A 13,201-nucleotide genomic window follows, 5' to 3' on the forward strand; every position below is an offset into this window, starting at 1 on the left:
GTTCGGGCGGCTGGTGCGGACGCTGGTGGAGGTGGTGCCGCCGGCCTCGCGGAGAGGGGAGTAGAGGGCGACCTCGCGGGTGCGGGTGAAGAACTCGTCGAGGGCGACGCAGCTGCCGCTGTCGGTGCGGGTGCCAAGGCGCTGGACGACGCGGCCTCCGATGCCGCGGACCTCGTGGCGATCAAGCGGGCGAACGCGCAGGCGCGGGCTGAGGAAGCCGATGCGGCGGCCGCCAAGCCGAGTTCACCGAGCACCGGGGCTTCGGGGACCAAACCGGCAAAGGTCACCCCGCGTGGGGCGGGCAGTGCCAAGCGGCCGCCCGCCGTCAAGACCATCCCTGCGGCTGATGGCTGGACGCATGAGGGGCAACTCGCGGCGGCTGGCGACATGGTGCCCGGCTTCGCCATTGAGCAGAAAATGGCGAACCAGCCCATGAACCGAGCCTACGTGGGTGGCACCAACATCGAAACTGGGGAGATCGCCCTCGCATCGTCCGGAGGCGGCGGTGCCCCCGGAGGCATCGGTCCGACGTGCGGATTCTGCGCCGAGGGTAATGTGGTGCGCGCTCTCGGCGGTGATCCAGAACTTGTGCGAATGACCCACGCGTACCAGGTGCAGCGTGGGGAGAACGGTCTCACAGTCGTCCCGAAGCCCGTGTGCAAGGACTGCCAGGCGGACTACCCCAGCCGTAAATACTTCGTCCCCGGCATACAGCACGAGCGCGGGGGCCCTTGGGACGACCTACCGTAACGACCAACGGAATGGAACGGCACATGGGATTTATCGACGTGGAGGTCAGCAGGTACGACTGGTCGGCGCTCCGCTGCGGATGCGGTAAGACGGCGGAACACCTGGCCGACGACCTGCTGCGGCTTGCCGCGGCGCAATCCCGAGAGGAGGCGCAGGCGCTCCGGATCGAGGACCACGCGCTGATTCAGTCGTTTCCGCAGGAGCCGGCGGTGCCTGTCACCTCCGTGCTCATGGCTGCCTTGGCGGGTGACCTGTCCGATGGGGCGCGAATTCAATGTCTGGACCTGCTCATTCGGCTCGTCGACACTGACGATGACGAATCGGCGGACATGTGCCAGCAGATCGCGAGGCAGGGGCTCTGGGGGCTGTACCGAGACATGTGGTCAGGCGCCTCGCGTGCCCTTGTCGGCTACGCCTACGAAATCCTCCAGGTGATCGAGACCGAGGAGGATCGGCTTCGCGCCTTCAGGGACTCGGGGCAGCTCAATCTGCCCGACGACCTCGCCGACTGAAGATCCGCACGGACGAGTGAAAAGGCTGACGAGATGCCCATCCGTTCAGCCGGCCAGGCGTACCCGGAGAACGTAGAACTCGGAGCCTGGTACATGCATCCGGGCGACTGGGACAACGGATAGCATCCGCGGCTCGCGTGATTCCTCGCCGCGCGCATCATCCGAGAAACGAGCACATCGGGAGAGGGAATGAGTGCCAGGCCGTCACTGATCCAGGCTGAGCGGGTCGACTGGGCGTCGCTGCGCTGTGGGTGTGGCATGACGGGTGCCCATATCCCTGAGATTTTTGCCCGGTTGCTGGTAGCCACTACGCCGCGGGAAATTGCAGAGGCGACCCTGGAAGGACACGTCTATATTCAATCCCTCCTCTTTGAGGTGGCAATTCCCGTCACTTCCTTGATTGTCGCTGCTCTGCACGAAGAGGTCTCCGACGAGGTGCGTGCCGAGTTGCTCGACCATTTCGGAGCTTGTGTGGGAGGAGAGTCTCACTGGACCGAGATCGAAGCCGGGTCACCCGAGCTGGAGATCGACTGCCGGGTCGTGGCGCGGCAGGGTATCTGGACCCTCTACCAGGAGTACGCGACCGGTCGTGCGTCGATGGCCCGCATGCTTCTCGACGTGGTGGACACAGACCGTGAACGGTTCGAGTATTTCGACGCCAAGCTGATCGACCGGGTCCGAAAGCGAGCGAAGCGCCGATGACCAGTTGATCTCGAATCGACTGGACCCGTAGGTGTGAGAAGAAGGAACGCGCGAGCGTGCGATTGATCGATGTGGAGATCGGCCGGTACGACTGGACGGCGTTTGCGTGTGGCTGTACGACGACGGCCGCTCACTTGGGCGACGCCTGCGTCGGCTGGCAGCGGCGCAGTCCAGCGGAGAGGCTCGGGTGCTGCATATCGAGAACCACGCCATGATCCAGTCGATCCCGCAGGAGCCGGCGGTGCCCGTCGCCTCGGTGCTCATGGCGGCGCTTGCGGGCGACCTTTCTCCCGGCGCGAGATTCGTATGCCTGGATCTACTCAGCGGACTGGTGTTCAACGACGGCGACGACTCGTCGGAGCGGTGCCAGCAGATCGCGCGACAAGGGCTCTGGTTGCTGTACCGGGATCTTTGGTCCGGCACTTTACCCGGGATCGTCGTCGGCGCCTATGCGGTTCTGAGGGCGATCGAGGACGACAATGACCGCCTCCGCGCATACCGGGATTCAGGGCAAGTCGATCTGCCCGACTACTTGGTCGACTGAAGATCCGGGCGGGTCCAGAGGTTCGCGTACCGACGTCTGCTGTGTGTGGGGCTGCAATTGTGGCGCAGCTCGGGGACGGCCCGGCCGCGGTAGAGAAGGAGTAGTCGCTGTGGTTGGTGAATCGTGTGGGATTGCGCGAAATATCTGAAGAGGTCTTGCCCCGGCAACGCTGCGCGCCAAGTGGGCACTCTTTGACGCAACTTGATGAACTGTCATGTTCCGCCGAGGTGCATCCAAGAGGCGCTCGGGGACCCGGTATCGCACGGTCTCGCAGGCCGAGAGGTCCACGTGGCACCTGCCGGCCGTCGGCCGATGGACCCACCTGGTCGGCGTCTATGACGCCTATGCCGTCGCCTCTGGCAGGGCGCCTACGGCGAGTACGCCAACGGCAAGGTCAGCAACATCCACATCTACGAAAACGCTCCGTCCCGGCCGACGCCGCCGCGAAGGGCGACCACCCTGTTGTCGGCCAACTCGGCTGATCTGCAAGGGGCGTTCGGGAGTTGGCAGGTTGCAAACCGCCCGTACGGCGCTCCCAGGCACCGCTCTGTCAGGGCGCGTCACTAAAGTTCTCGATCACCCGACCCTCGAACTCGCGCACAAGTGCCGGCCTGAAGGTTCTCGACCTGGCGCAGCCCTTCCGCGCGATCCTCACACTCACGCTTGAAGTCGGCCGATTCCCTGGGGGGACCATCTTGAGACGCAGCACCTTCTTGGCGGCAGCCACGGCAACCGCCCTGTCCGCCACCCTCTTCGCGGGCCTCGCCCCGGCCCACGCGGACAACACCACCGGCGGCCCCGTCCTGTCCGACGCGGACGGCTGGTACGAACCGGGGCTGGTCTTCGTGACCGCGCACTCGGACCGGCCTCTCACGCACATCACGGCCCACTTCTATCCGCTGGACGCACCGGCGGGCGGACCGGAAGCCGGATCGACCGAGGACTTCACCCAGTACACCGGACAGGACGCGACGTCAGGGGTCTGGCGGGCACCGGTCCATCTGGCCGACCTCGGCGACTACCGGGTCACCGTCGACCTTGAGGACGCCTCCGGCGCCACCGTCACCGGCGCCCTCTCCCCGCACACGCTGCGGTATCAGACCTTGGTCAGGATCCCCGAGCTGACCGCCACCCCCGCCGTGCCGGACTACCTCCACCAGCAGGTCACCGTCAGCGGCACCGCCGTCGCCACGGACCCCCGCCACCCGGACACCCCAACTCCCGCCGCCGGCGTACCCGTCGACATCGAGACCGGGCGGGGGCGGGTGAACGCGACCAGCACGGCCGACGGCCGTTTCACCGCCGCCTTCGTCCCCGTCCAGACGTCCGTCGACCTGACGGCCGCTCCCGGGGCCTCCGTCAACTACCCGGGCGCGATCGACCTGTTGAGCCCCAAGAAGTCCCTGCACACCACCCAGACACCGGTCCGCTTCACCGCGAGCACGCACACCCTGAACCTGAAGCAGGGCGCCACCGGCACGGTCACCGGCCGCGCTGAGATCCAGACGACCGCCGGCTGGCAGCCACTGCCGAACACCACGATCTCCCTCGCCGGGCTTGACGCAAGCAACCGTCCCTCCTTCGAGGTCGGCGAGACCACCACCGACAGCCACGGCGCCTACACGCTGCACGTCTCCTCCTACAACGCCGCCCCGGCAGCCGAACTCATGGCGGGCACCGACTACATGCCCTTCCAGCAACTTGCCACCGAACCCTTCAGCCTCCATGTCGCCTACGCCACCCACCTCGACATGAGCGCGGACCTCACCGACACCTCGTCCCTCAAGGTCTCCGGCTACGTCTACTACGAAGACGCACGCGCCCAATGGCCGGCCAAGCCCACCGTCACCCTGCAGTACTCCAAGGACGGCAAGAGCGGCTGGAAGAACGCGACCACGATCCCCATCAAGATCCGCTACAACAAGCCCCTGTTCGAGGAGGACTTCGCCCGCACCCTCACCACGACGAACACCAACGCCTACTGGCGCGCCCGCTTCGACGGCAATCCCGACCTGGCGACCAACACCACCAAACCCGTTCACCTCTACCGCTACGCCACCCGCATCACCGGCTTCCACGCCTCAGCGAACCCGGTCCGCAAGAACCAGGCGTTCAGTTTCGCCGGCACCCTCCAGTACAAGAACGGCACCACCTGGAAGCCGCTCTACGGCGGTTCCCCCACCCTCTACTTCAAGCCCCGTGGCTCCACCACATACCGCTACGTCACCGAACTGGGCACCGACAGGCACGGCCACCTCATCGGCATGGAGACCGCCAAACAGGACGGCACCTGGGCCATCGCCCTCAGCCGCCAGACCGGAGACCACTACCTCAGAAGCGCCCAGGTCACCGACTACGTCGACGTCCGGTGAACTGCCGCTGATGCCATTCGCTGCAGGGTTCGTGGGCCGCGCGCCGGAGCGCGCATCCTCCGTGACTTGTAGGTCTGCCACAACAGGTGTGGCGGGCAGGTGGAGGCGGCGATGCTCGTGGCCATAGCGCTCGTGGTGGCCGCCCGGTGGCCGGACGCCTTTGGACGGTGCATCACGAGGTGGTACAGGCCAACCTGCGGCGCATCCTCTAAGCAGGCAGAACGTCACTGGGTAGCACGACCAAGCACCGCACAACACGATCCCTCGTGGTCTTGTAATGCGTAGGTCGTCGGTTCGAATCCGACAGGGGGCTCCATAGGAAACCTCAGGTCGGGCCTCTGAACTGGGGTTTCTTGTTTTGGGTGACCTTGGAATCCGGGCCGATCGGGCATCTGTGGGCTACGCATCGCAATGCGTAGGTCGGAGGTCGACTGCCAGTGGGTGTTTCGGTTCGTAGAGCGCTGTGACCGGCCTTTTGCCCCGTACCGCCGGTCGGCTTCGGTCTGTCGGGTTCGGCGTGGTGGCCATGCGGTGGCCGAGCGTGCAGCGGTTGTGCGGATGGGTCCCGGTCGGCCGTGCGGTCACAGGCGTGCTTGGGGCCACAGAGTTGTGGCCCTTGGACAATTCCACGATCAACGCGCTTCACCTGGGGTGCGATCGACAACCCGCTCGTATAGCGGCTCTTCCGCCTGCAGCAGTTGGCGCTCAACAGCTCCGGTGAGGTTCGGGTTGTCGGTGAGGATGCCCACGTCCGGTCCGGGTCGGCGTTGTGGCGCACTACCTGCCGTTCTCTCCGTGACCTCGTTTCGACGCGCTTGTCTCGAGGCGGGTTGTGACTCGGGAAGCGAATCGCCAGACGGCCTGGTGCGGATTGCGGCTCGAAACCGATCCGGGAAGGGCTGCAGCGCGTCACGAGTAACTAACGATTGTGAAGATGCAGGTCAGGGTCTTATGCAGGGAAAATGAAGAGGATTCATCCGGTTTGTGTCGCGATGTGTGCAGGTGGATCGCGGCCCGCTCGCAGGTGACGCGGGGTGGCGAAGTGGGGGCGGCGTTCCTGTCAAGACCCGTTGCCTCAGTTCGTGATCACCGTATGAATACGGTGTGAGTTTCGTGAGTTGACCTTCACAGGTTTCTGACCTTTGATCCGCGTCGTCGCGGGTGCGCATGGCACCCGTGAGTGATGAAGCGGGAGAAATGTGATGGGACTCAAGGGGAGACGGGCTATCCCGGTCTCCAGGGGGCGGGCGAGTTCATCGCGCGCGGCTTTGAGACGGACCGCGTTGGCGGTCGCTGCGGTACTGGCGCTGGAGACGGCGCTGGTGTCGTTGGAGACGGGGTCGGCGTTCGCGGACGGCTCGGACACCACCGTCGTAACGGCTGTGTCGGACACCAAGTCCGCTGCCTCGTCGGTGGATTCGGTGGACGCGGCGCTGCTGATGGCACGGTTGCAGGACCGCAGGATCGAGGTGCTGTCGGAGCGGACGGCGGACTCGACGACGTACGCGCTGCCCAGCGGTGAACTGCAGACGTCCACCTATGCGGGGCCGATCCGGCAGAAGGTGGACGGCAAGTGGAAGGACATCAACACCGAACTCTCGGACACCGGCGCCTCGCTGGAACCGGACGTGGCCGCGGCCGACATCACCATCTCCGACGGCGGTGACACGGATCTGGCATCGGTCGACAAGGGGAGCACGTCGTTCGGCCTGGGCTGGGAGTCCAAGCTGCCGACGCCGACGGTGAAGGACGACACCGCCTCCTACGACCTGGGCGACGACCAGACCCTGACGGTGACGGCGCTGGCCCAGGGCTTCAGCCAGAACATCGTGCTGGACTCCGCGCCCGACAGCGCCCCGGTGTACCGGATTCCCTTGCAGCTCAAGGGACTTGAGCTGTCGACAGCCGACTCGGGCCATCTGCTGCTGAAGAACGCCGACGGCAAGCTGGTGGCGGAAGCCCCGGCGCCGATGATGTGGGATGCCGCCAAGGACGACGCCTCCGGCGAGTCGAAGCACCCGGCGAAGGTCACCACGAGGGTGGAGACCGCCGACGACGGCACCCAGACCCTGGTCCTCAGTCCCGACGCGGACTACTTCACCCAGGACCTGACCTACCCGGTCACCGTCGACCCGACCTCCACCCTCGCCGTCACCACGGACACCTGGGTGCAGACCCCGGACTACACCGACTCCCAGGTCTCCTCGACCGAGTTGAAGTCGGGCACGTACGACGCAGGCAGCGATGTGGCGCGCTCGTACCTGAAGTTCGACGTGTCGAAGTTCGCCAGCAAGCACATCACCGATACCAACCTCGCTCTGTACTCGTACTACGCCTCGACCTGCTCCACCTCGGGCGCGGGCACGCAGGTGCGGCGGATCACCTCCACCTGGTCGTCGTCCACCGTCACTTGGGCCACCCAGCCCACGACCACGACCACCGGCGCGGTGACCAACACCGCCGCGCTGGGCTACAGCACCTCCTGCCCGGCGGGCACGATGAACTTCGACATCGACGCCATCGTGCAGGCGTGGGCGGACGGTTCGACCAACTACGGCCTGCAGCTGCGCGGCGCCAGCGAGACCGACTCACTGACCTGGCGGCGCTTCCGCTCGGCCAACTACGTCTCCGGGGACGGCTCGACCGAGCCGCACCTGACGGTTACGTACAACTCGTATCCCTCGACGCCCAGTTCGACGGCCATCTCGCCCTCGCAGGTCAACGCCTACAACGGCAAGCGCTACGTCACCGCGCTCACCCCGACCCTCTCGGCGAAGGTCACCGACCCCGACGGGTCCGGCACCAAGGGCCAGTTCGAGATCACGACGGACCCGGCGTACGCGGACACCACGTACACGTACACCGGCACGTCGGCCTCGGTGTCCTCCGGTGCGACCGTGAAACTGACGATCCCGTCGGCCTCCGCCTTCCCGGCCGGTGTGCACCTGCGGTACCGGGTACGGGCCTACGACGGTACGGACTACGGCAGTTGGACCGGCTACACCACCTTCGTGATGAACACCGGGCTGCCCGCCGCACCCACCGTCACCTGTGCCACGTACGGGCAGAACGGCTGGACGGCCAAGGCCGAGGACGCCGACACCTGCACCATCGACACCTCTTCCACGGACGGTGCCGGCTACTACTGGGGCCTGGACAACAGCAGCCTTCCGAACAAGAAGCTCGACACCACCAACGGCACCGGCGGCGATGCAGCCACCGTGAGCATCGATCCGGCCAACGGCTGGCACACGCTCTACGCCCGCACCGTCGACTCTGGAGGAAACCTTTCTTCAGCGACAACCAAGTACACCTTCGGTGTCGGCGAAGACGGTGCGTCCGTTCTCTCCCCCTTCGACGGTGACACCACCGCCCGCCGCCTCACCCTGACCGCCAAGGGCCTGACCACCTACACCGGAGTCACCTGGCAGTACCGGCGCGGCGAGACCGACGACTGGCACACCGTCCCGGTCGCCGATGTCACCGCCTCCGGCTCCGCCGTCTCCGCCTGGCCGGTCGCCGTTACGAGCGGCACCGCCACCAAGTTGGTCTGGAACACAGTCAGTTCACTCTCCGAGGACGGCGCGATCGAACTCCGCGCCGCCTTCACCGACGGCACCACCACCGGCCACTCGCAGACCGTCCAGGTCACCCTCGACCGCGACGCCGGCACCGCGCCGAGCACCGAGGTCGGCCCCGGCTCCGTCAACGAACTGACCGGTGACTACACGCTGTCGGCCACCGATGCGACCGCGTTCGACGCGAGCGTGGACCGGACGTACTCTTCGCGCGCCAACTCCACCGACACCGAAGGCCAGGCGCAGATCTTCGGCCCCGGCTGGACCTCCTCCGTCACGGCCGCGGCGAGCGACTACATGCAGATCCGCAAGACCTCCGACTCCTCCGTAGAACTGCTCAGCGGGGACGGCGGCGCGATCGCCTTCACGCTGAACTCGGACAAGAGCTGGGCTCCGCAGACCGGTGCCGAGACCCTGACCCTGACGGGCACGCTGTCCGGCACGACGTTCACGCTGACCGATACCGACGCCAACACCACCGTGTTCGCGAAGGCGGCGACGGCGGCCACGACCTGGACGCTGTCCTCCTCCGCCACTGCGGTCGACGACACCACGGTTACCACCGTCTCCGAGACGGTCACCTCCGGGACCACGACCCTGGCACGCCCGAAGTACGTGATCTCCCCGACCGGGGCGGTCACCGCGGCCGTCTGCCAGGCGACGCCCGCCATCAAGGGCTGCCGGGTCCTGGAGTACGTCTACGCGGACACCACCACCGCCACGTCCAGCGCGCTGGGCGACTACGCGGGCCAGGTCAAGGCGATCAAGCTGTGGGCCACCGACCCCGGCGCCTCCACCGCCACCGCCGAGACCCTCGCCTCCTACGCGTACGGCGCGTCCGGCAAGCTCCGTCAGGTCTGGGACCCGCGGATCAGTCCGGAGCTGAAGGCGGAGTACACCTACGACTCCGACGGCCGCGTCGCCACCCTCACCAGCCCTGGTCAACTGCCCTGGACCTTCACCTACGGCAAGGCCGGCTCGGCCCTGACCGCAGGCGCGGGCATGCTCCTGAAAGCCACCCGCGCGGCCCTCGCGCAGCGTTCGGACAGCACGACGTCCGGTACGGCGGTCACCACCGTCGTCTACGACGTCCCGCTCTCCGGCACCACCGCCCCGCACCAGATGGACGCGGACACCGTTGCCACCTGGGCGCAGGAGGAGGCACCGACGGACGCCACGGCCGTCTTCCCGGCCGACTCCGTCCCCTCTTCCAACACCGGCAGCGATCTGACCTCGTCCTCGTACGACCGGGCCACCGTCACCTACATCAACGCCAGCGGCCAGGAGACCAACACCGCGAGCCCCGGCGGCTCGATCACCGCGACCCAGTACGACGACACCGGCAACATCGTCACCGAACTCACCGCGGCCAACCGTGAGTTGGCGCTGAGCAGCAGCTCCGACCAGTTGGCGTCCCTCGGCCTGGGCAACCTGTCGACGGTCGACCGCGCCCGGCTCCTCACCACGATCTCCCAGTACTCCTCCGACGGCGAACTCCTCACCGACGAGTACGGCCCCCTGCACGAGGTCAGCCTCGCCAAGGAACTCACCGGCACCACCGCCGAGTCCACCCTGGCCGCCGGCACCGTGATTCCCGCCCGCGCCCATACCTCGTACACCTACGACGAGAACCGGCCCACCGATGCGGAGGTCTCCGACCTGGTCACCTCCACGGTGTCCGGCGCCGCCATCGCGGGCTACGCCACCGACGCCGACACCGCCACGAGTACCACGACCTACGACTGGTCCATCGGCCAGGCAAAGGCCACTGCGGGCGCCGAGAACAGCTCTGTGGTGACGGCGTACGACGGCGCGGGCCGGGTCACCAGTACCCGGACCGTCGGCTCGTCCGGCTCGGACGCGGCCACGCTGCAGTACACGTACTACGACGCGGACACCACCGGCACCTGCGCCTCCGTCGAGTGGGACGGGATGCTCTGCAAGACCGCGCCGGCAGCCGCCATCACCGGCGGCGGGAGCAACCCCACCGAGTCCGTCACCACCGTGTACACCTACGACCGCTGGGGCCGGATCGCCACCCAGACGGAGACCGCCAACGGTGTGACCCGCACGGCCACCAACACGGTCGACGCGGCCGGACGCACGACGAAGACGGCGGTCACCGGCGGCATCGGCAAGACCACCCCGGCCACCACCTACACCTATGACGGGACCAGCGGCCAGCTCGCCACCCATACGTCGAACGGCCAGACCGTCTCGTACGGCTACGACGACCTCGGGCGCCCGACGTCGTATGACGACGGCACGGGCAGCGTCACCACCTCGGCGTACAACGCCCTCGACCGCCTGGTGACGGTGTCCGACTCGGTGCCCTCCACCTCCACCTACACCTACGACGGCACCACCGGTCGGGCCCTGTCCGTCACCGACTCCGTCGCCGGGAAGTCCACCGCCATCGCCTACGACGCCGACGGCGCTCTCACCGGCGAGTCCCTCCCCGGCGGCTACAGCATGGCCACGACCTACGACACGGTGGGCAACCAGACGTCCGTGACCTACACGGACTCCACGGGCGCCGTCGTGCTGTCCGACGCCGCGACCTACACGATCCAGGACAAGCAGTCCGGCCACACCCAGACCGACGGCTCCACCACCCAGGCCGACTACACCTACGACAGCAAGGGCAGGCTCACCCAGGCCGCCGACACCACCGCCAACGGCTGCACCACCCGCGCCTACACCTTCGACGCGAACAGCAACCGCACGGCCCTGACCACGAGTTCGGACGACTGCGACAGCAGCACCTCCGACACCACCGCGAACACCACGTCGTACGCCTACGACACGGTCGACCGTCTGGCGAAGTCCGGCTACGCCTACGACGCGTTCGGCCGCACCACCACCAGCGGCAGCACGGCCCTGACCTACTACACCAACGACCTGGTCGCCTCGGAGACCCTCGGCACCAGCCGCAAGACCCTGGGTCTGGACGCCGCCGGCCGCCTGGCCTCCTCGACGACCGCGACCACCAGTGACAGCGGCACCACCTGGTCGACCACGAGCAGCACGGTGAACCACTACAGCTGCGGCTGCGACACCACCTCATGGACGGCGACCACCGGGGCCACCGGCTCCGCGCCCACCGTCAAGCGCAATGCCTCCGACCTCTCCGGCGGCCTGGCCATGACCACGAGCGCCACCGGTGACACGGTCCTCCAACTGGCCAACCTGCACGGTGACATCGCCGTCCAGTTGGCACTGGCGACCACCACCGCCACGGTCCAGCGCTACGACGAGTACGGCAACCCGCTGGACGCCACCGCCGCCGCGGCGGAGTACGGATCCCTGGGAGCCTACCAACGCGCCACCGACGGCCTGGCCGGCTACACCCTGATGGGAGTCCGCGTCTACGACCCGACCACCGGCCGCTTCCTCCAGGCCGATCCGGTCTACGGCGGCAACGCCGACGCCTACATCTACCCTGCCGATCCGGTCTCCCAACTGGACACCAGCGGGACTCGACTGAACTACCGCGATCAGCAGAAGTCGACAAAAAACTATACGCTGTATCTCAGGCGATCCTGCACCGGACATTCCAAGTGCAGCCTTACATGGCGCCTGAAGCTGAAAAGCATATGGAAAAAGTACGGTGCTGTGAAACTGGTGTTCAGTATCACAATCCCGGGGAAAGAGGTCGTGAGAAATCAGAGCTACGGCCACGCGGAGGCAGGGGATTACTTCTTCCACGCCTCCTGGGGAGTTCCGAACAATAGAGGTAGGTCGGAATCGGAGCGGGGAAAGTACAGCGTCCTCGGGATCACGACATGGTTCGACTGGACGGACAATGTTGAATGGTCCGGCACTGTCACTGTCCAGAATATCTGCGTGAGGAATCCAAGGTTGAAGGTCTACGCACTGTTTACCTGACGTGAAGTGAAATAGCATATCGCCGGAAGGGCCCCTTCCGGCGATATGCTATTTTGTAGAGAAATTTTAATATATGAAGTTCAATCTGAATCCATCGGAAGGCTGGGCTGGCGAGGGTGTCGAATTTTCTGGACTGGCGAGACAGGATGTTGCAAGTCGTCTGGCGGCAAGGGGATTCCATCCCCGAGGAGGTACTGGCATGGATGTTCGAGGTCTACGACGAACATGGGGAGATTCCCGGAGGCGAATTCTGTGAACTGTGGACCATGCGAACCTTTTCCATGGCAAGATCGGCCTTCGAGGTGATCGCAAAGTCGGTATTTGATGAAACGGGGAAAAAGGTTGTCGGTGAGGAGTTCGGCTACGTCAATTATTTCCGCGACCCGGAATTTGGGCCGGTCGGTGTGGTTCGATTCAAGTCCGGTGAAGTCTCGACGCCGGATTGGGCGGAGGTTCTGGGTGTCGTGGCGGAAGGGGTGCAGGAATTTGTCATGGATTATTACGTCACGGTCTGGCCTGTCTGTGACCGCCATGACTTCGGCATGCACGTGGATTATTTCCAAGAGACTGCGGTTTGGAAATGCAATGGAGGGCTTGCGGGTGGCCATGTGGTGAGGGCGGTTGATCCTTCGATTCGACTGTAGATCGTGACGGATGGCGGCGTGAGAGGGTGGCGCGTGAGTTGAAGTGACCCCGTAGGCGCCGACACTTCCATTTTATGCCGCGAGGTCCAGCCGTTGATGGAAGCGGGTCCTTGCCCGGTACGGCGTGATGTAGCCGATGGTCGAGTGGAGCCGCTCCCGGTTGTAATACTCGGCGATCCACCGGAAAACGTCCTGTCGAGCTGCGGCCCTG

Annotated in this window: 6 protein-coding genes and 1 pseudogene; all 7 read left to right on the forward strand. The window is 66.0% G+C overall.

What is annotated here, in order from left to right; translation table 11 throughout:
* A pseudogene (locus tag ACFWP5_RS48945) lies at positions 1 to 750 on the forward strand (hypothetical protein); the annotation flags it as partial.
* A gap of 23 nt (positions 751 to 773) precedes the next feature.
* Entirely contained in the window at positions 774 to 1,262 is a 489-nt protein-coding gene (locus ACFWP5_RS48950) for a hypothetical protein (protein ID WP_384172751.1), read from the forward strand.
* A gap of 189 nt (positions 1,263 to 1,451) precedes the next feature.
* Positions 1,452 to 1,964: a hypothetical protein gene (locus ACFWP5_RS48955; protein ID WP_384172754.1), complete on the forward strand. Its 513-nt coding sequence runs from the start codon at positions 1,452 to 1,454 to the stop codon at positions 1,962 to 1,964.
* A gap of 187 nt (positions 1,965 to 2,151) precedes the next feature.
* Positions 2,152 to 2,508 (forward strand): hypothetical protein, encoded by a 357-nt coding sequence (locus ACFWP5_RS48960; RefSeq protein ID WP_384172756.1) that lies wholly within the window; start codon positions 2,152 to 2,154, stop codon positions 2,506 to 2,508.
* Positions 2,509 to 3,203: 695 nt separating this feature from the next.
* Complete coding sequence (locus ACFWP5_RS48965) at positions 3,204 to 4,880, forward strand: hypothetical protein (protein WP_384172759.1); 1,677 nt, start codon at positions 3,204 to 3,206, stop codon at positions 4,878 to 4,880.
* A 1,283-nt stretch (positions 4,881 to 6,163) separates the two neighbouring features.
* A complete protein-coding gene (locus ACFWP5_RS48970; protein WP_384172764.1) occupies positions 6,164 to 12,346 on the forward strand; it encodes a DNRLRE domain-containing protein in 6,183 nt (2,060 codons plus the stop codon).
* Between the two features lie 203 nt (positions 12,347 to 12,549).
* Positions 12,550 to 12,990 (forward strand): hypothetical protein, encoded by a 441-nt coding sequence (locus tag ACFWP5_RS48975; protein ID WP_384172767.1) that lies wholly within the window; start codon positions 12,550 to 12,552, stop codon positions 12,988 to 12,990.
* Positions 12,991 to 13,201 lie beyond the last annotated feature (211 nt).

The organism is Streptomyces sp. NPDC058469, assembly GCF_042721125.1.
In the GTDB taxonomy this organism is placed as follows: domain Bacteria; phylum Actinomycetota; class Actinomycetes; order Streptomycetales; family Streptomycetaceae; genus Streptomyces.

Excerpts from the sequence above, each read along its gene's own strand:
- ACFWP5_RS48950 (WP_384172751.1), top strand. The coding sequence starts at position 774 with ATGGGATTTATCGACGTGGAGGTCAGCAGGTACGACTGGTCGGCGCTC.
- ACFWP5_RS48955 (WP_384172754.1), top strand. The coding sequence starts at position 1,452 with ATGAGTGCCAGGCCGTCACTGATCCAGGCTGAGCGGGTCGACTGGGCG.
- ACFWP5_RS48975 (WP_384172767.1), top strand. The coding sequence starts at position 12,550 with ATGTTCGAGGTCTACGACGAACATGGGGAGATTCCCGGAGGCGAATTC.